Source organism: Flavobacterium aquidurense (assembly GCF_031458035.1).
Taxonomy (GTDB): domain Bacteria; phylum Bacteroidota; class Bacteroidia; order Flavobacteriales; family Flavobacteriaceae; genus Flavobacterium; species Flavobacterium aquidurense_C.
Window position 1 is genome coordinate 54,926 of record NZ_JAVDXR010000003.1, and the last position, 21,107, is coordinate 76,032.

Annotated in this window: 14 protein-coding genes; 5 read left to right on the forward strand and 9 right to left on the reverse strand. The window is 36.6% G+C overall.

Features of this window, described 5'->3' with window-relative positions:
* Positions 1-102 precede the first annotated feature (102 nt).
* The 3 genes from J2X17_RS05685 to J2X17_RS05695 all read left to right on the forward strand — a co-directional run bounded on the left by J2X17_RS05685 (position 103) and on the right by J2X17_RS05695 (position 4,303).
* Entirely contained in the window at positions 103-1,383 is a 1,281-nt protein-coding gene (locus tag J2X17_RS05685; RefSeq protein WP_310295516.1) for an acetyl-CoA C-acetyltransferase, read from the forward strand.
* Positions 1,384-1,535: 152 nt separating this feature from the next.
* Entirely contained in the window at positions 1,536-3,446 is a 1,911-nt protein-coding gene (locus J2X17_RS05690; RefSeq protein ID WP_310295518.1) for a fumarate reductase/succinate dehydrogenase flavoprotein subunit, read from the forward strand.
* A 110-nt stretch (positions 3,447-3,556) separates the two neighbouring features.
* Positions 3,557-4,303 (forward strand): succinate dehydrogenase/fumarate reductase iron-sulfur subunit, encoded by a 747-nt coding sequence (locus J2X17_RS05695; RefSeq protein ID WP_310295520.1) that lies wholly within the window; start codon positions 3,557-3,559, stop codon positions 4,301-4,303.
* A 161-nt stretch (positions 4,304-4,464) separates the two neighbouring features.
* On the opposite strand, the gene J2X17_RS05700 is transcribed toward J2X17_RS05695, so the two are convergent.
* The 5 genes from J2X17_RS05700 to J2X17_RS05720 all read right to left on the reverse strand — a co-directional run bounded on the left by J2X17_RS05700 (position 4,465) and on the right by J2X17_RS05720 (position 13,340).
* Positions 4,465-6,459, reverse strand: coding sequence for a heavy metal translocating P-type ATPase (locus tag J2X17_RS05700; protein ID WP_310295522.1), 1,995 nt, complete (start codon positions 6,457-6,459; stop codon positions 4,465-4,467).
* A 430-nt stretch (positions 6,460-6,889) separates the two neighbouring features.
* The gene (locus tag J2X17_RS05705; RefSeq protein WP_310295524.1) at positions 6,890-8,128 is read right to left on the reverse strand and encodes an efflux RND transporter periplasmic adaptor subunit; all 1,239 of its coding nucleotides are present in this window, start codon (positions 8,126-8,128) and stop codon (positions 6,890-6,892) included.
* A gap of 2 nt (positions 8,129-8,130) precedes the next feature.
* A complete protein-coding gene (locus tag J2X17_RS05710) occupies positions 8,131-9,393 on the reverse strand; it encodes a TolC family protein (protein ID WP_310295526.1) in 1,263 nt (420 codons plus the stop codon).
* 210 nt (positions 9,394-9,603) lie between these two features.
* Positions 9,604-12,726, reverse strand: coding sequence for an efflux RND transporter permease subunit (locus J2X17_RS05715; RefSeq protein ID WP_310295529.1), 3,123 nt, complete (start codon positions 12,724-12,726; stop codon positions 9,604-9,606).
* 290 nt (positions 12,727-13,016) lie between these two features.
* A complete protein-coding gene (locus J2X17_RS05720; protein ID WP_310295531.1) occupies positions 13,017-13,340 on the reverse strand; it encodes a DUF6660 family protein in 324 nt (107 codons plus the stop codon).
* 298 nt (positions 13,341-13,638) lie between these two features.
* On the opposite strand from J2X17_RS05720, the gene J2X17_RS05725 reads away from it, so the two are divergent.
* Both J2X17_RS05725 and J2X17_RS05730 read left to right on the forward strand, forming a co-directional pair.
* Positions 13,639-14,760, forward strand: a complete 1,122-nt coding sequence (locus J2X17_RS05725) for a hypothetical protein (RefSeq protein WP_310295533.1) — start codon at positions 13,639-13,641, stop codon at positions 14,758-14,760.
* Between the two features lie 10 nt (positions 14,761-14,770).
* A complete protein-coding gene (locus J2X17_RS05730; protein WP_310295535.1) occupies positions 14,771-15,544 on the forward strand; it encodes a porin family protein in 774 nt (257 codons plus the stop codon).
* Positions 15,545-15,548: 4 nt separating this feature from the next.
* Here the strand turns inward: J2X17_RS05730 and J2X17_RS05735 are convergent, their stop codons facing one another.
* From J2X17_RS05735 to J2X17_RS05750, 4 genes are all read right to left on the reverse strand, one after another.
* Positions 15,549-16,133 carry a chemotaxis protein CheB gene (locus J2X17_RS05735; RefSeq protein WP_310295537.1) on the reverse strand — a complete coding sequence of 195 codons (585 nt, stop codon included), beginning with the start codon at positions 16,131-16,133 and terminating at the stop codon, positions 15,549-15,551.
* A complete protein-coding gene (locus J2X17_RS05740) occupies positions 16,115-16,924 on the reverse strand; it encodes a CheR family methyltransferase (RefSeq protein ID WP_310295539.1) in 810 nt (269 codons plus the stop codon). The genes J2X17_RS05735 and J2X17_RS05740 overlap by 19 nt, the downstream gene beginning before the upstream one ends.
* A 7-nt stretch (positions 16,925-16,931) precedes the next feature.
* The gene (locus J2X17_RS05745; protein ID WP_310295541.1) at positions 16,932-17,297 is read right to left on the reverse strand and encodes a response regulator; all 366 of its coding nucleotides are present in this window, start codon (positions 17,295-17,297) and stop codon (positions 16,932-16,934) included.
* Positions 17,298-17,410: 113 nt separating this feature from the next.
* Positions 17,411-20,980, reverse strand: a complete 3,570-nt coding sequence (locus J2X17_RS05750) for a response regulator (RefSeq protein ID WP_310295543.1) — start codon at positions 20,978-20,980, stop codon at positions 17,411-17,413.
* Positions 20,981-21,107 lie beyond the last annotated feature (127 nt).

Here is a 21,107-nt window from a genome sequence, read left to right on the forward strand (position 1 = left end):
TCTAATTGCCACATTTTCTCATTATCTAATTATCTAATTGCCACATTTTCTAATTATCTTTAGGCTGGAAAATTAAATCTCTTTTAAAACTAAAATCTAAAGATGAATAACAGCCATACAATTAGAAAAGTAGCCATTGTGGGTTATAATAGAATTCCGTTTGCGAGAGCAAATACAGCTTACGCCGAAGTTGGAAATCAGGAAATGATGACTGCGGCCTTAAACGGGCTTATTGACAAATACAATTTAAACGGACAATTGCTGGGTGAAGTTGTGGGTGGTGCCGTAATCAAACATACTTCTGATAGTAATTTAATACGTGAATGTGTCATGAAAACAAGTCTTGATCCGGCAACTCCTGCCTGTGATTTACAACAGGCTTGCGACACCGGGATAGAAAGTGCTATTTACATCGCTAATAAAATTGCTTTGGGCCAAATGGAATCCGGAATTGCCGGTGGAGTCGATTCCATCAGCGATATGCCCATTGCAGTAAGTGAAAAACTTCGAAAAATATTATTGAACGCCCGACAAGCTAAATCATTGGGCGAAAAAATCAAAACGTTTTTAAAACTTCGTCCAGCCGATTTAACGCCTCTGGTTCCCAGAAATGAAGAATCACAAACCGGGCTTTCGATGGGTGGACACACTGAAATTACTGCAAAGCATTATAAAATTTCAAGAGAAGATCAGGATAATTTGGCGCTTAAAAGTCATTTGAATCTGGCTAAAGCTTATGACGAAGGTTTTTTTGATGATATGATTACGCCTTTCAACGGATTGGACAAAGACAATAATCTGAGAAAAGACAGCTCGATTGAAAAATTAGCCAAATTAAAACCTGCCTTTGATAAAGTAAACGGAACTTTAACTGCCGGAAATTCAACACCTCTTACAGATGGAGCTTCGTGCATACTTTTAGCCAGCGAAGAATGGGCAAAAGAACGAGGGCTTCCAATTTTGGCTTACATCACTTTTGCCGAAGTTGCTGCAATTGAATATGTCAAAAATCAGCAAAATCTTTTATTAGCACCTTTATTCGCTGCAAGCAGAATGTTGGAAAAAGCGGGATTAAATCTACAGGATTTCGATTATTATGAAATCCACGAAGCTTTTGCGGCTCAGGTTTTAGCCACTTTAAAAATTTGGGAAAGCCCTGAATTGAGCGCCCAAATAGGTTTAAAAAAACCTCTTGGAGCTATTGACAGAGAAAAATTGAATGTAAAAGGAAGCAGTTTGGCTGCCGCACATCCTTTTGCTGCAACTGGCGGAAGAATTATTGGCGTTATGGCTAAATTATTAAATGAAAAAGGTTCCGGAAGAGGGTTTATTTCAATTTGTGCTGCGGGCGGACAAGGAATTACCATGATTATTGAGAAATAAATTCGAAATAAATCCCATAAAGCTCTGATAATCTTTATCTAATTTATTTTAGAATGAAATAATTACACATAAAAACATTAAATTTGAGTACCCAAGTTTTCAATTTATTCTGAATAGTGTTGTGAATGAATTCCATTTTAAAATAAATAAAAATGATAGATTCGAAAATACCAGAAGGCCCTCTTGCAGATAAATGGAGTAATTATAAAGCAAAAGCCAAGCTCGTCAATCCAGCCAATAGAAAAAAACTAACTATTATTGTTGTAGGAACCGGACTTGCCGGCGCATCCTGCGCAGCTTCTTTGGCGGAACAAGGTTATAATATCAAATCATTTTGCTTTCAGGATTCAGCAAGAAGAGCGCATTCTGTAGCGGCTCAGGGAGGCGTTAATGCCGCCAAAAATTACAAAAATGATGGCGATAGCACATTCCGGATGTTTTATGATACTATAAAAGGCGGTGATTTCAGATCTCGTGAGGCCAATGTTTATCGCCTCGCCGAATGTTCTGCAAATCTTATCGACCACGCGGTTGCGCAAGGTGTGCCTTTTGCCCGAGAATATGCCGGATATCTTAATAACAGATCTTTTGGCGGCGTTCAGGTTTCCAGAACATTTTACGCCCGCGGTCAAACCGGACAACAGCTTTTATTAGGAGCTTATCAAGGTTTGTTACGACAAGTTTCATTAGGAAAAGTAGATTTAAATACGCGTCATGAAATGCTTGAATTGGTCGTTATTGATGGAAAAGCAAAAGGAATTATCGCCCGCAATCTCGAAACCGGAGCATTGGAACGCCACATCGCCGACGCCGTAGTATTGGCTTCAGGAGGTTACGGCAAAGTATATTATCTTTCTACATTAGCAATGGGCTGTAACAGTTCTGCGATTTGGAGAGCTCACAAGAAAGGTGCTTTTATGGCCGGCGTGAGTTGGATTCAGTTCCATCCTACTTCATTGCCACAGCATGGTGAAAATCAATCGAAACTCACTTTAATGTCGGAATCACTTCGAAATGATGGCCGAATCTGGGTTCCCAAAACAGCTGCTGACGAACGAAATCCCAATACAATTCCGGAAGAAGAGCGCGATTACTATCTGGAGCGTAAATATCCATCCTTCGGAAATCTGGCTCCAAGAGATATTTCGTCAAGAGCCGCAAAAGAACAAATCGACGCCGGACATGGTGTCGGCCCAATGAAAAACGCCATTTATCTGGATTTTTCAGATGCTATTAAAACACAGGGTAAAGATAAAATCGAAGCCAAATACAGTAATCTTTTTGAAATGTACGAGAAGATTACCGGAATCAATGCGTACAAAGAGCCCATGCTGATTTCACCATCAGCGCATTTTACGATGGGCGGACTTTGGGTTGATTATGAATTGATGACCACAATTCCGGGATTATTTGCCCTTGGAGAAGCTAATTTTGCAGATCATGGAGCCAACAGACTCGGAGCAAATTCACTGCTTCAGGCTTGCGTTGACGGTTATTTTATTGCACCATATACGATTCCGAATTATCTTTCCGGAGAATTAAATGCTCCAAAAACAGATACTTCGCACCCTGCATTTGAAGAAGCTGAAAAATCGGTACAATCTCAACTAGATAAATTCTTAAATAGTAAAGGAACCCTTTCAACAGATTATTTTCATAAAAAAATAGGACGATTATTATATGAAAAATGCGGTCTTTCACGCAGTAAAGAAAAACTCGAGCAAGCACTTGTAGAAATCAAAGCTTTAAAAGATTCTTTTGAAAAAGACTTATTAATTACCGGAGATGATAAACTCAACAGCGAACTGGAAAAAGCAGGACGCATCGCCGATTATATTGAATTAGCCGAATTAATGTGTCATGATGCCCTGCAGAGAGAAGAATCCTGTGGTGCTCATTTTAGAGAAGAATATCAGACTCCTGATGGCGAAGCAGTTCGCAATGATGCCGATTTCTGTTATGTTTCTGCCTGGGAATGGAAAGGGAAAGAAGAACTTCCTGAACTTCATAAAGAACCTCTTGTATTTGAATCAGTACAACTTGCAGTTAGAAGCTATAAATAATGGTTAATTGTTAATTTTAAATTAATTAATTTACAATCCATAAAACTCACTTTTATAACATATAAGTAATTCATAATTAACAATTTATAATTAATAATTAATAATTAGCTATGAAACTATATTTAAAAATATGGCGTCAATTGGATGCTTCTTCTAAAGGAGAAATGGTAGATTATGAAGTTGATGAGGTTTCTGAACATATGTCTTTCCTTGAAATGCTCGATCTTTTGAATGAATCTCTAATTCATAAAAAGGAACGCGTTATTGAATTTGATCATGACTGCAGAGAGGGAATTTGCGGGCAATGTGGCGTTATGATTAACGGACGAGCGCATGGACCTTTGAAAAATACCACAACTTGTCAGCTTCATATGAGAAGTTTTAAAGATGGGGATACTATTTATATTGAACCCTTTCGTGCAAAAGCTTTTCCGGTGCTGCGAGACTTAAAAATTGACAGAGGTGCATTTGATACCATTATTACTGCAGGAGGTTTTATTGGTGCTTCAACAGGTCAGGCACCGGAAGCCAATAGTATTCCGATTTCTTATGAAACTGCCGAAGCCTCTTTTGACGCCGCTGCCTGCATTGGATGCGGAGCCTGTGTTGCGACTTGTATAAATGCGAGTGCAGCTTTGTTTGTCGGGGCTAAAATCACACATTTGGCTTTGCTTCCACAAGGGAAAATTGAAGCTTCAAAAAGAGTATTAACCATGGTACAGCAAATGGATGCTGAGGGTTTTGGCAATTGCTCTGACACCAGAGCCTGCGAAGTAGAATGTCCGCAGAGTATTTCGGTGCTTTCAATTGCAAAAATGAATGCAGAATATACTAAAGCAGTAATTTTTAAGAAATAAAAGAAACTTTGCTTTGAAAGATTAATTCTTAGTATTTATTCTTCTCCGAAAATCGCACGCAATCCCGAAGCTTCGGGATTGCGATATTATTTCTTCAACTCAACGCATCATTTTCTTAAAGACTGTTGTTTTTATACTATGTTACAGTTGGTCATAATAAATTAAAACTTCATTTTCTGAATTCTGACCGCATTCAAAATCGCCAACAAAGCCACACCAACATCAGCAAAAACGGCTTCCCACATGGTTGCGAGTCCGCCAGCACCAAGAATCAGCACAAAAGCTTTCACAACAAAAGCCAGCGTAATATTTTGCCAGACGATTTTTTTGGTTTGCTTTCCGATGTTAATTGCCATCGGAATTTTGCTTGGCTTATCATCCTGAATAACAATATCGGCGGTTTCAATTGTGGCATCGCTTCCTAAACCTCCCATCGCAATCCCGACCGTACTCAAAGCAATTACAGGAGCGTCATTGACACCATCGCCAACAAAAGCTACGGTTTCATTTTTAGCTTTGATTTCATTCAGCTTATTGACTTTATCTTCCGGAAGCAAATCTCCAAAAGCATTTTTTATTCCGAGTTTATCCGCAACAAATTGTACTACATTCGTTTTATCTCCACTCAGCATTGTTGCTTTAACGCCCAATGCTTTAAGTTTATTAACTGCTTCCTGTGCGTCTTCTTTAATTTCATCTGCAATAGTCAAATAACCTGCAAATTTGCTATCATAAGCAATTGCAATTATTGTGTAAACAACTGAATTTGGGTCAATATTATACGAAATATTGAATTTATCCATCAATTTGAAATTCCCAACGTGAAGTTCTTTTCCGTTTATTTCTGCCTTTAAACCATGACCTGAGATTTCTTCTACGTTTTTCAATTCAACTGAAGTATCAATCATGCCCACATGATTATGAATCGCCGTCGCTACCGGGTGCGTACTCTGACTTTCCAAAACATTGACCAGTTTTAGAATTTCTTCTTTATCAAAACCATCCTGAATAATGACTTCCTGTACTTTAAAAACACCTTTGGTCATTGTGCCGGTTTTATCCATAACAACATTTTGAATCGTTGCAATACTATCCAGAAAATTGCTACCTTTAAATAGGATTCCGTTTTTACTTGCAGCGCCAATTCCACCAAAATAACCTAGCGGAATACTAATCACTAAAGCACATGGACAGGAAATCACCAGAAAAACCAAAGCGCGATAAAGCCAATCCCTGAAAACATAATCTTCTACAAAAAGCATTGGCAGTAAACAAATTGCAATTGCCAGGTACACCACAATTGGTGTATAGATTTTAGCAAACTTTCGAATAAATAATTCTGCGGGCGCTTTTTTGGTTACCGCATCCTGAACCATTTCCAGAATTTTAGAAAGTTTACTATCTTTATAAGCCGCAGTTACTTTTACTAGCGCAACAGTATTGCCATTAATCATTCCCGCCAAAACAGTTTCTCCCTTATTTTTTGTTGCAGGCTTGCTTTCGCCCGTTAGCGCAGCTGTATTGAATGATGCAGTATCAGACAATAATTCACCATCCAATCCTAATTTTTCCCCTGCTTTAAGTTGAATAATTGCACCTATTTTTGCTTCGGAAGCTTTGATTTTTGTGGCAACATTATCTTCTAAAATAGTTACTTCATCTGGTCTTTGGTCTAATAAACTTTTAATATTTGATTTTGCTTTACTGACCGCCAATCCCTGAAAATTTTCTCCAATGGTATAAAACAACATCACCGCAACACCTTCAGGAAATTCACCAATGGCAAACGCCCCGATTGTTGCAATACACATCAGGAAGAACTCCGAAAAAATATCACCTTTCATAATACTTTCGTAGGCTTCCTTCAAAACCGGCAAACCCACTGGCAAATAAGCAATTACATACCACGCAATTCTAACATAACCCGAAAACCAGCTTTGCGGAAAATAATTGTCAAACGCAATTCCAATCAACAATAAAATAAATGAAATTATTGCCGGAAGAAACATCTGAAACAAACTTCCATCTGCTGCATGTTCGTGGTCATGATCGTGTCCGTCATGATCGTCGTGTTTATGTTCTTCATGCGCCGAACAGCATCCGGATTGGTTGACTTTCTTTTTTATTATTTTTTTTTCTATATGTTGATGTTCCATAATTTTTATGTTTCAGGTTTTCCTTTTTCAAGTTTTTATTTTTGGAAAAACACTTTCTAAAGTTACATATTTTATAACAATTGTTTTTATTTTAATCTCGCAGACTCGATCCCGAAGCTTCGGGAGCAAAGTTTTTGTTTGAATTGTCTCCAGCTTTAGCTGGAGGTGATTCAAAGTCAATTAAAGGGCTTTAGCCAAAATATCTGTTTCGGCTAAAGCCTTTTCTATTCTTACTAATTACCTCCAGCTAAAGCTGGAGGTAATTCAATGAAATTATCAATATAACAAGTAAAACCTTGATTATGAGAGACGCACTGCTGTGCGCCTCTACGGTAAAACCTCCAAACCTTTAAATACCTAAGACGCACTGCTGTGCGACTCTACCGTAAAACCTTTGCCCCTTTGCTCCTCTGAACCTCTGCACCTCTACCTAATGTTCATGTTCTCCTCCGCCCTTCATCGCCGAAAGCAAATAAAAAGCACCTGTTGTAACCACTTTAGCATTCGCCAAAATTTCATCTACAAATTTCACTTCAGTAAACCCTAAATCTGTGGTCCCCGGAATTACTTCTATGGCTTTAAAATGAACTTCTTTTTCAGGAGTTTCTTTATTTTCAGATTGATCCTGATGTTTATCTTCTTCCACAAACACAAAATATTTGTCGGCATTACGTACGACAGCATCTTTTGGCAACGCCGGAACTGTGGCATTTGTAATGTTGATATTTGCCGAAACATACATTCCGGGAATCAGTCCTTTCGCATCAGCCGATTCGATTTTGGCATGAACAGCAACCGTTTTACTTTCATTTGAAAATGATTTATTGATTCCGAAAATCTTTCCTTTAATGGATTTATTCGACTGATTTGTCAGCACAAAATCAATTACCTGACCCACCGAAATCGATCCTAAATCCTTCTCATAAACATTCAGGTCCAAATGCATCTGGCTGTTGTCAACCACTTCAAAAAGTGAAACTCCGGTTTGGGCGTATGCTCCTTTTGCAATACTGATTTTTCCAACATATCCGCTGATTGGTGCCAAAATTGGAACTTCCGAAGTACTTCCTTTTGTACTGATATGTAAAGCTTCCAGTTTATTCTTCGCTGCCTGAGCACGTGCTCTTTCGGCGGCTAATTTTGCTTTTACTTCCTGGAAAGTTTTCCTCGGATTTACGTTTTCTTCACTTAAAGTCTTTTGACGATTATATTCTAATTGCAAGTATTCGATATTGGCCGTAGCCGAATGATAATCTTCCTGCATTTCAATTACTTCCAGATTCTGAATTGTCGCCAAAACTTTTCCTTTAGTAACAAAAGTGCCTTCGAGAACAAAAATATCCTTTACAGTTCCGCCAATTAAAGTCGAAACTTCTGCAGAATTTTGAGGTGGCACCGTCGTATATCCATTGGCTTTAATGACTTTGTTGAGGTTACGGTTTTCAACAAGTCCGGTTTCTATTCCCACAGTTTTATATTGAGATTCTGTTAAAGCAACTTCTGTCTGCGATTTTTCTTCTTCCGGCTTTTCTTCGGTTTTTTTCTCGCCGCAGCTAATTAAAATGCTATAGGCAATAAGCAATAAGCAATAGGCTGCTATCCTTTGCGGACTTTGCGTCAAAATCCTTGCGAGCTTTGCGGTTAAATCTGTGGTTAAATATATTTTCATTTTTAATTATTTTTGATGGATGGAAATTGAAATTCTATAGCACTTTGATTAAAGCTGTGCACGGCCTCTGTGTATTGCTTTTTGATGTCAATCGCCTGGTTTAAAAAACTGATATACGACCAGTAACTCATATCGCCGTTGGCATAACTTTTCTGTGCTGTATTGATAATCTGATCAGCGTATTGCATTCCTTCATTCTGAAAATAATCGAGTGCTTTTTGCTGTTTTTGAAAGTTATTCTGCAATTCCTGCTTTTGCAGATTCAATGTTAATTTGCTTTTATCCAAAGCCAGTTGCGATTGCAAAATACTAATTGCCGAAGCTTGTGCTTTTGCAGTATTCACGCCTCCAAACAACGGAATTTGCAATCCTGCAGTAAAACCCTGAAATAACGATTCGGTGTTGATGGTTTGAGCAAAATAGCCCAAGCCTAATTTTGGAGTTCGCATTGCTTTATACGTATTGCTTTCTTTCTCGTAAACTGAAATCTGCTGTTGATAATACGCCGTCACTAAATCTTCAACTTTAAAATTCTGCTCGTCTTTTATGGTTTTATATTGCAAATCTGTTTTTTCGTCCGGAACTATATTTTCATCTGTCTGAATAAAAAATTGCAGTTGTTTTTGATACATCGCTAAATCGTAATCTAATTGTTCCTTTTGCGTTTCAATCTCTTTCACTTTCGCTTTAGCGCTAATCACTTCGATGTTTCCGCTTTCACCCGTCTGAAAACGCAATTCCGCATTCTTTAAAAATTTGGTGTAAATCTCATTTAATTCCGAGTTTAATTTCAGAATCGAAACGCCGTATAAATACTGATAATACGACAGTGTTACGGCCTTTTCGATTTCATAAGACGATAAGGCTTTTCGTTTTTCAGCCAATTTCACCAATTCTTCCTGCAACTGTCGATTCGCTTTAGTAATCTTCCCGATTGGGAAATATTGCTGAATCGAAACATTATGGTCAAAATCGGCACTATTAAACTGCCCGCCCTGATATTGCACCTGAAGCGGTTCTGCCTGAAAAGCGGTCTTTTTGAGAACGGTTTGTTTTTCAATTTCTTTATCGGCAATTTTTAAGTCGATGTTATTTGTTTTGGCAAGTTCTATGGCTTTTTCTAAAGAAATTTTGGCTTGCGCCGAACATAAACTGCTTACAAATAAGAGCACAATTAACCACAGCGAATTTAACCACAAAGAACTCAATGGAGCTTCCACAGAGCTCACAGAGGGATTTGGGTTTATTTTATATAGTGTTTTCATATATTATATTTTTATTTCACGCAGATTTAAAAAGATTTAGGCAGATATACGCAGATTATTATTTTAGTATTTCAAAAATTAAATCCGCAAAATCTGCTATAATCTGCAAAATCTGCGTGAAAAATCATTTTTTACTTTTCATTTAAGCATTAGTCAATTTGATATTTTCCATAAAGTGGTAATTTTCTAATTATCACATTTTCTAATTTTCTAATTAACTTCTTTTCGGTTAAATCGTTCTAATAATAAATACAAAATCGGCAAAACGATCAATGTCAGTAACGTTGCTGAAACTAATCCGCCAATCACCACGGTTGCTAACGGTTTTTGAACTTCTGCCCCTCCGCTTGTCGACAACGCCATTGGCAAAAATCCTAAAGAAGCCACTGCTGCGGTCATTAAAACCGGACGCAATCTTGTTTTTGTTCCGATTAAAACGCGTTGCAGCGGATCTAAAATGCCTTCTGATTTTAATTGGTTGAAATACGAAATCAGAACTATTCCGTTTAAAACTGCAATTCCGAACAAAGCAATAAAACCGATTCCGGCTGAAATACTAAAAGGCATTCCGCGCAGCGATAACGCAAAGACACCTCCGATTGCAGAAAGCGGAATTGCGGTAAAAATCAGTCCTGCCTGTTTAAAACTGTTGAAAGTCAAGTACAGCAAAACCAAGATTAATCCTAAAGCGATTGGAAGCGCCACCGAAAGTCGTTTTGTGGCTTCGATTAAATTCTCAAACTGTCCGCCATACGTGACATAGTAGCCTGCAGGAAGTTTAAAATCTTTGTCTAATTTTTGCTGAATTTCCTCCACCACACTTTTTATATCACGACCACGGACATTTAAACCTACAGAAATTCTGCGTTTTCCATCTTCGCGCGTTACCTGCACCGGGCCTTGTTCGTAATCAACCGAGGCTACCTGAGAAAGTGGCACCTGCTGCCCGTTTGGAAGCGGAATAAACAAATTGCTGACATCCGTAATATCGGCACGATTGTCCTGATTCATTCGGACTACGACGTCAAATCGTTTGCTTTCTTCGTAGATTTTTCCGGCGCTTTCTCCAGCAAATGACGAACGTATAATTTGGTTGATATCTGAAATATTCAGTCCGTACAACGCTATTTTATTGTAATCGTATTTGATGGTAATTTGAGGTAAACCGGTTACTTTATCGGCTTTTAAATCACCAATTCCTTCGATACTTTTAATTTTTGAAATTAATTCTGCAGCCTTTGAATCCAGAATTTCTAAATCATCACCAAAAATCTTGATAGCGATATCGCTTCGGCTTCCGGTCATCAATTCGTTAAAACGCATCTGAATAGGCTGTGAAATCTCAATATTCGCACCCGGAATTATTTCCATTTCTTCCTTCATGGCGTTGGCTAAATCTTCCCAATTATGGTATTTTCCTTTCCATTCTTTCTTGTCTTTCAAAACAATAATCAAATCGCCACTTTCAATCGGCATTGGGTCTGTCGGAATTTCACCACTGCCAATTTTGGTAACAATTGTTTTAATTTCGGGAAATTTAGCTTTCAGAATTTGTTCAAATTTTGTGGTCGTTTCCACCATCTGCGTAAGCGAACTTCCGGTCATAATTGTAGCGTTTATAGCCAAATCACCTTCTTCAATCGTCGGGATAAATTCTCCTCCCATATTATTAAAAATAATCAGCGCAAAGGCAAATAAACCTAAAGCAACTCCTAAAACTATCTTTTTGAATTGTAAGGCTTTTTCTAAAAATGATGTGTACAAATTCTCCAGCCAAACCATCATTCGATCACTGAAATTTTCTCTGTGTTCTGTGTTTTTTGATAAGAATAAAGCGCTCATCATTGGCACATACGTCAGCGAAAGCACAAATGCGCCGATAACGGCAAAACCAACGGTCATCGCCATGGGTTTGAACATTTTTCCTTCAGTTCCGATCAAGGCTAAAATGGGTAAATAGACAATCAAAATAATGATTTCTCCAAAGGCTGCACTATTTCTGATTTTTGAAGCTGAGTTGTAAACTTCAATATCCATTTCGCTTTGCGTTAATTCTTTTTTTCTTTTGAGTTTTTGCAGATGATGCATCGTGGCTTCGACAATAATAACGGCTCCATCGACTATAATTCCGAAGTCAATTGCGCCTAAACTCATTAAATTGCCGCTTACGCCGAAGGCATTCATCAAAATCACAGCGAAAAGCATCGCGAGCGGAATTACAGATGCGACAATTAATCCGGCACGTAAGTTCCCAAGAAATAAAATCAGTACAAAAATTACAATCAGTGCACCTTCGAGTAAGTTTTTTGTCACTGTTCCGATGGCGTTATCGACTAATTTTCCGCGGTCAATAAAAGCTTCGGCAACGACACCTTCAGGCAAACTTTTGTTAATCTGAATCATTTTTTCATGAATTCTGTTGACAACTGCGCTGGAATTTTCGCCTTTTAGCATCAAAACTAAACCCGAAACGATTTCGCCTTTTCCGTCTTTGGTTGAAGCTCCGTAACGCAGGGCAACGCCTTCGCGGACTTCGGCTACATCCCGAACTAAAACGGGCGAACCATTGCGGTTTTTCACCACCACATTTCCTAAATCGTTCACCCCTTTCGCCATTCCGACACCACGAATAAAATACGCATATTGATCTTTTTCAATATAAGCACCGCCGGTATTTTGATTGTTTTTTTCTAAGGCATCAAAAATCTCTGTAATCGTAACTCCCAGACTGTTTAGTGTATTTGGGTTAACGGCAATTTCGTATTGTTTTAACTTCCCGCCCCATGCACTGACATCTGCAACACCTTTAATTCCTTGTAGTTGCGGAATAATAATCCAATCCTGAATGGTTCTAAGTTGTACGGCATCGTATTTATTTTCATAGCCTTTTTTGGCGTAAACATCATATTGATAAATTTCTCCCAAACCCGTTGTAATGGGCGCTAATTCGGGTGAGCCGGCATACGACGGAATGTTTTCTTCGGCTTGCTTTAAACGCTGAAAAATTTGTTCCCGAGCCCAATAAATATCAACATTGTCTTCGAAAACTACGGTTACAACAGATAATCCGAAGCGGGAAATACTGCGGAGTTCGATAATATCCGGAACCGTTTTTACAGCCTGTTCCAGCGGATACGTAATTAATTGTTCGACTTCCTGACTGGCTAAAGTGGGCGCTGTGGTAATAATCTGAACCTGATTATTGGTGACATCCGGCAAGGCATCTAACGGTAAATTTTTAAGCGAATAACTTCCCCAAGCTATTAATACAAGGGTAAATAACAGTATAAAGAACTTATTCTTTATACTGAACTGTATAATTTTATCTAACATTTGAATATATAATGACGTGAGAAATCAGACAAGGTTTTGTCTATTTTATGGTGTGGAAAATCCACAATTCTCTAACCCATCACGATAACTATCGGGCAATGTCATTAAGTTAAGAGATTTTAGATTGAGGATTAACAATTAACAATTTTTGATTTATTGTTACTAAATATTTGATTGTCTATTTTACAAGGACTGGTAAATCTGAAATCAAAAATCGTTAGTCAAAAATCAGCAATCAGCATATCATTTAATCCTTAACTTAATGACATTGAGCTATCGGGAGGGAATCATTACGATATTTGAGGGGGCTGCCAAATACTTCCGTAGAAATTAGAAGCAAAAACTGAGGTGTAATTTGGTAATTGTTTTGTGATAACGGAGTAATCTGCAGGAAAATCAAAAAGCGGAACAGATTCATAACTCAAAACCTGAGCTCCACAACAATTACAAGCGCAAAATGGCGAGCATAAATCGTTGCTTTTGTCATGTGAATGATTGGCTTCCGATGAAAATTGAGCAGTTTTATGCGCAGCACTACCTACTTCCATATCTGCGCAAGGCATATTTGAAAGTGCAATTAAGTAAATTGACAATATGATAGCTAACCATTTCATACTTGTAAAAATAATATTTAATTTTTGAAAAATCTAATCATTTAAGAAATGGCTTTCAGAAAGATTTTTTCAAAACAATAAAGGGTTTAAAAATTAAGCATTAGATTCTTAAAAAAAATTATACGCGGTAAGAAAATTTATTTAACTTTAACAATAATTAACATATTATTCAAATTCACATTTTACAAACGTTTAAAGTTCATCCTATTATAAAACATAAATAAAACCTTTTCAGAATACAATTTAGTACCTATTTATTTTTCGCAGTTCAATTAATTAACATTTAATACTTAAATCAATGAAATTTAATACGCTAATATCCGCCTCCTTGTTATTCTTTAGCATCCAAATGTTTGGACAAGTTTACACCGACAAAATAGTTGGTAAAAAAAATGAGCAGCTTAAAGACAGTTTAGCCACTGAAAAATACCCCTATATTTTACCTATCTGGGGAGAAAAAGTTGCTCAAAAAGGATATAAACTACCCTATTCTGCTGGTGTTTCGGTTAATTATTTTTGGCAGGAATCTGAAATTGTAATTAGTAATCTGGAAGTTGGTTTTAACCATGGCCCCCTACATAATTTAGATGAGATTATACGTTTTGATAAATCTACAGTAGAAGCCGGTGCCTTAACAATCAGACCTGATATTTGGCTGCTTCCTTTCTTAAACATTTATGGGATTTTTGGAAAAGCTAAAACAGCCACTAAAATTAATGCCGGAGTCTGGATTCCGGATGCCGATAATAACTGGTCACAAATTACGAGTTTTAGCACCAAAGCTAATTTTGATGCAACTACTTTTGGTATTGGTATGACGCCAACAATTGGTATTGGAGGAGGTTGGTTAGCCCTTGATATGAATATGGCCTGGACTGATATTAGTTCTCTTGACAAACCCGCTTTCTCTTATGTTTTTGGACCAAGATTAGGAAAAACCTTTAAATTACCTAAACCCGACACAAATGTTGCTGTATGGGTGGGTGCTTTTAGAGTGCATATAAATGGTGATACTAATGGAGATTTGCCTCTGTCTGATTTTATAGATTTAACAAATGCTCAGGCAAAAGTAGACAGTGGTTTTGCCAAAATCCAAGAAAACCAAACTAAAGTTGATAATTGGTGGAATAGCTTACCGCCGGCTCAACAAGCCAATCCGGTAAATATTGCCAAACATAATACTGCTGACAGAGCACTTACAAAAGCAAGTGAAATTTTGACTTCTTTGGATGGGGCACTTAGTACAGCCGAATCTTCATCTGTGCAATATTCACTGCAAAAAAGACCAAAAGACATGTGGAATTTTATTATTGGATCTCAATATCAATTTAGCAGACACGTAATGTTTCGCGCTGAAGTTGGTTTCCTGGGCACTCGTACTCAAGCCTTAGGCAGTCTTCAGTATCGTTTTGGACTTTAATTCGTCAATTATGAAAAAAGGGTTATTATTACTTATCACTTTCTTTTGTATTACATCAGCACAATCACAAGTTTTAATTTCCTTGCTTTTTGGTGACAAATTAAATTCTCCATTTTTAGAATTTGGTTTAGATGGCGGTATCAATTTTTCGACGATTTCTAATATGGAAACCTCTGCTCCGGAAGTAGGTTTTAACCTTGGTTTTTATTTCGATATAAGATCTAAAAAAAATCCGGCATGGATGATCAATACCGGTGTTATCGTAAAATCGCCAATGGGTGCGCACGGCATGCCTGTATATTCTTTAGGTGATGCCAATCTGGACAATACTTTTGCCGGAGGACGTGTCGATCGCGAAATACGCTATTTTAATGTCCCGATTTTAATTAAATACCAATTCAAAAATAATATATATCTAAAGACTGGCCCGCAATTTGGTTTGCTGGCCAAGGCTTTTGATAAATTTCGAAAAGACTATGGTGGAGATGAAGTTGAATATAAACATAATATCAGGGATCAGATTCATGTGATTGATGCCGGAATTGCTCTTGGTGCCGGATATCATATGAATGTTGGAAATGGTTTGAATATGACCGTGCAATATTATTACGGATTAGTAACCGTAATGAAAGGAGACGGTCCGGAGCAATACAACAGAGTTTTGTATGTTACGGCAGGACTGCCAATTGGTCGTGGAAAAGCAGCCAAAAAGAAAGCAGAAAAAGAAGCAGAATTAAATAAGGTAATTCTTCCTGCAGACGAAATGCCGAAACCAGAAAAGTAAATCCTTAGCTATTTATGAAAACGATTAACTGCAAAATTTGCTGCATATCTAAAATAAAATCAGGGTCTGCATATAAAATTGCATTATTGGGCATAAAAGGCATGTCTGCTGAAAGCGGATTTTGAACAACAATTGTTCCGCCAGCATTGCGAATGGCTTTTAAACCTTGCGTTCCGTCAGAATTTGAGCCAGATAATAAAATTCCGACTAAGGAAGATCCGTAAATTTCTGCCGCCGATTCAAAAGAAACATCAATACTTGGCCGGCTGTAGTTTATTTTTTCAGAAGTGTCTAAAGCCAAATGATCGTCTTTTTCAAACAATAAATGATAATTAGACGGTGCAACATAAATAAAACCGGGCAAAAGTGCTGTTTTATCTTCTACAGACCTTACTTCAATACGAGATTTTAATCGGATTAACTCTTCTAAAGTCTGATCGTCTGTTCTTTTGCGATGCAATACAATCACAATTGCAAAATCATTTAATTTTGGAAGTTCCGGCAAAACCTGCATTAAGGCATTTAAGCTCCCTGCAGATCCTCCAATAATAACGACTTTACAGTTTGATATTATTTTACTTTCCTCCATATTTTTTCTTTATCCAACTGTTTGTATTTGTTTGGACCTATAGAATATTTTATAGTTTCTTTAGTTCCTAAGGCTAAAAAACCTAATGTTGCCAAACTTTCATCAAATAAATTAATGACGCGCTTCTGCAAATTATTATCAAAATAAATCAAAACGTTTCGGCATAAAATAAAATCAAATTCATTAAATGAAGTATCTGAAACTAAATTATGCTGTGAAAAAACCATCTTCTCAGCTAATTCCTCATTAAACTTGGCGATTCCATAATTCGCTATATAATAATTTGAAAAATCTTCCTGACCACCGGCATCCCGATAATTCTCTGAATATTCTTTCATCATGCGTAAAGGAAAAATTCCTTTTTTCGCAGTTTCCAAAACGGTCGCATTGATGTCTGTTGCATAAATTAAGGATTTATGCAGCAAACCGGCTTCTTTCAGCATTATCGCCATCGAATATACTTCTTCGCCAGTCGAACAGCCGGCGTGCCATAATCGTATAAAAGGTTTGGTTCCCAATAATGGCAAAATCTCATTTCTGACCACACGGTAAAACGCGGGGTCACGAAACATCTCTGTAACATTTACCGTAATTTCGTCGACCATTCTTTTATAATATTCCGGATCGTATCGAACTTTTGAAAGAAATTCATGAAAATGGGTAAACCCATCTAAATGATATATTCTGTTAACACGCCTTTTTAACGAAGCCCTGGAATAGCTCCCAAAGTCAAAACCGTAATATTCATAAACATCATTAATAAGCGTTTCTAATTCGATATCCTCAATCATATTCCATTTAAATTTTGCTCAAGACAAGCAGTAATTTATCCACATCAATCGGTTTTGAGATGTAATCATCTGCACCAGCCTCCAAACATTTTTCCTTATCCCCTGTCATAGCCTGCGCCGTGACGGCAATAATATACGTTGATTCTCTTGACGGAATCTTTTTTATTAACGGAATGGCATCATAACCATCCATTTCAGGCATCATCATGTCGATTAAAACGGCATCGATGCGCTCATCTGATTCTAATAACTTCAAAGCTTCTTCTGCACTCAGGCAAGACAAACAATCGAATGATCTGGCACGTAAAGTATTTTCTAAAGCAAAAATATTTCTAGAATCATCATCAATAATTAAGAGTCTTTTTTTAGCCATATTGGTCCACTTTTTAAATTAAGTTTATTTGTTTTTTGCCACAGATTTCACAGATTCAAAAGAATTTTCAATGTATTAACCTGTGAAATCTGTGGCTTATATTTTTTTAGTATTTATATTTTATCATAAAGCCAAACTCGCAATAACGAAAGCAGCTGGTCAATATCTACTGGTTTTGTAATATAATCTGATGCTCCGGCTTTGATACATTTTTCCCTGTCACCTGTCATGGCTTTTGCCGTCACGGCAATCAATGGTAAATTCAGGAATTTAGGATTTGCACGTATTTTTTCAGCCGTTTCATAACCATCCATATTCGGCATCATCATATCTAATAAAACAATATCAGTATCTGTATGCTCATTTAAAATTTTGATAGCCTCCTTACCATCAAAAGCAGTGATTACATTCATTTTAAAAACTTCTAAAGCCTTCGTCAGCGAATAGATATTTCGAACGTCATCATCTACAATCAATACCTTTTTTTCGAAAAGGATATTGTTCAGTAAATTTAGCTTTTTATGGCTTTCTTTTTTATCTTTTCCTTCTTTTTTATCTTCCACCAAATGAAGAAATAATGATACTTCATCAAGCATTCTTTGATAGGAATGTGCTGTTTTCACAATAATAGAATCGGCGTATTTTTTAATTTTAACTTCTTCTTTGATCGATAAACTTTTTCCTGTAAAAACAATTACCGGCAGATTTTCCAATCCTGGATTTTTCTTGACACCATCCAAAATCTGATAGGCATGTTTGTCCGGAATTCCCATATCTAAAATAACACAGTCTATTTCTGATTTTGTAAGCACTTGCAACCCTTCAGAAACGTCACTTTTTATTTCAGAATTGATATTATAAGTCTCCAGGAAAAATGCCAATGCTTTTGCGTGCTTCGGATTGTCTTCAATAATTAAAACTTTTTGAGCTTCTTTATTAATGATATGTTCGATTCGTAAAAACACATCCGGAATTTTATCGAAAGCAACTGGTTTATCCAGGAAATCTACCGCTCCTTTTAATAAACTTTCCTGTTTCAATTTATGAGAAGACATAATATGAACCGGAATATGTTTAGTGGCCGAATGATTTTTTAGTTCTTCTAAAACTTCCCAACCGCTTTTAATTGGAAGTTCGATATCCAATAAAACACCAACCGGATTATAAAGCAAGGCAAAGTTCAAGGCGTAATCCCCTCTTACAGAAACAATTCCCTTATATCCTTTATTTCTGGTAAACGCCAAAAGTGATTTTGCAAAATTAATATCGTCTTCTACGATCAAAATCACTTTGTCTCCTTCATTAATTAAATCTCTGTCATCATCAATTTCATCAGGAATAATCGTGCTCAGGTATTTATTTTTCACCGGAAGCTTTTCATCTTCAATCACTTCTGTAAATTCGGTAGGTGGTATTTTTTCTACATTAGCTTTCTGGATTCCAGATCCAAAAACCGGAAGGCATAAAGTAAACGTACTTCCCTCCTTTTCTTTACTGTTCAGAATAATTTCTCCGCGAAGCAATTTTGCCAATTCTCTACTGATTGACAATCCTAAACCTGTTCCTCCGTATTTTCGTTTTGTTGAGCCATCGGCTTGCTGGAAAGCTTCAAAAATAAGCGGTTGTTTTTCTAACGGAATTCCGATTCCGGTATCTTTTACAATAAAGCAAATGATTTTATCGTCGTCAGTATTGATTTTAATTTCAAGGGTAACTTTTCCTTTTTCTGTGAATTTAATAGCGTTCGAAATAAGGTTTTTCAGAATTTGTTCCAAACGCATTTTGTCTGTTTTGATGACAATTGGCGCCTCTTTAGAAAGGATTTCAAAAGTGATTCCTTTTTCTTTCGCTACCATATTGAAGAGATTCCACAAATTATCCGTGATTTCTTTGGTCGAAACATCTAAAAACTCCAATTCCATTTTTCCGGCTTCGATTTTAGATAAATCCAAAATTTCATCAATCAAACCTAATAAACTATTACCAGAACTCTGAATTACTTTTGCAAATTCTATTTCCTCGGCAACCATACTATTATTATTGTTTTCAGATAATAATCGGCTTAAAAGCAAAATAGAGTTCAGCGGCGTTCTTAATTCGTGCGACATATTAGCCAGAAATTCAGACTTATAGCGCGTGGTTAATTCTAAAGCCTCTGATTTTTTCTGGATTTCATTGTTTTTTTCTTCCAATAAAACACTTCTTTCAGAAAGCTCCTCATTGGTTTGTTCCAATTCTTCCTGTTGTACACGCAATTCTTCTTCTGATGCCTGTAATTTTTCTGTTTGCGCTTCTAATTCGGCATTTATAGCTTCTAATTCACTGTGCTGTACCTGTAGTTCTTCTGATTGTGATTTGGTTTCTTCCAGCAATTCCATCACTCTTTTTCTGTTTTGAGTCGACTTAATTGCAATACCAATATTATTTGCCACGGTTCTCAAAAATTCTAAATGAAGGTCCGAGAATCCGTACGTACTTGCTAATTCTACAGCACCTTCAGTTCGGGTGTCCATCAAAGGAACAGCCACAATATGAGTAGGTTTGATTTGCCCCAACGCATAATTAATATGAATATCATCCGGCGATAGGGTTTTTAATTCTAATAATTTTCCAGAAACAATAGCCTGGCCAATTAATCCTTCTCCTTTTTGAATACGCTCTCTATTTTTACTTGGAATGTAGCTGTATCCTCCTGCAACATAAAGTTCACTATCTTCGAGAACATACAAAACTCCCGCGCTGCTGTTGGTATAATTGCATAAGAATTCTATAACATCTTTTGCTAATTTCTGCAGTGTTTTATCACCTAACATAACGTTATTAAGACTGGCAACACCTGTTTGCATCCATTCTTTTTGAGATAACAATTCGAAAGAATTTTTCAGGGCAACTCCCATATTATTTAATGATTCACCTACATTTCCAAGAGCATCAGACTTAATATTATCTACACGAATGTCATAGTTTCCGCTTGAAATATTACTTGCAATCATACTGATCGCCTCGATTCTCTCCGCCGTTTCCCTATCTTTCTTTTCTAATTCTTTTTGAAGCTCTAAACGCTCACTATAATCTTTTAGAATTCTCAATAAAAAGACAATTGAAATAACAAATGCAATTATGAAAGCTACAATAATTAGAATAGTACTGTAATTACCATATTGCTCAGAATTTTCTCTGCGCTCTTTTAAAAGATATTGTTCTGCATTTTCAATTTTTTTAACACGCACACGTAGTTCATTCATCATTAATCGGCCTTCATTCAGGTCGAAAACCACTATATTTTTTCCTAGTCGTTTTTTTACAATCTGATTGTTCAGATATTTAAAAAAATTCGCTCTAAGAACTTTTAACTGCTTCAATTGCTTTTGCTGCAGTGGATTATCAACAGTAAGATCTTCTAATTTTTCAAAATATTCATTAGACTTTTTTTCAGAATCGCTATATCGTTCAACAAATTGTTCATCTCCGGTAATCAAATAACCACGCATGCTGGTTTGTGCTTCGGTAAGTAAAGCTGAACCTTCATTCAGATTATAAATTACTTCCTGCGTATGATTTACCCAAAAATTACTATTTAGCAGACTTTTTATACTAAAAAAAGACGCGATCGAACTGATCATTAATACCAACAAGGAAACTAATGAACTGATTAATAAATTCCGTTTAAAGTTGTTCTTCATTTTTAAAATTTAAAATTATATTATACTTCATTAAGCGAATATTTTTTTCTGCCACAGATTAAAAGATTTAAAATGATTATTAATCTTTAATCAGTGAAAATCTTTTAATCTGTGGCATATCTTTTTT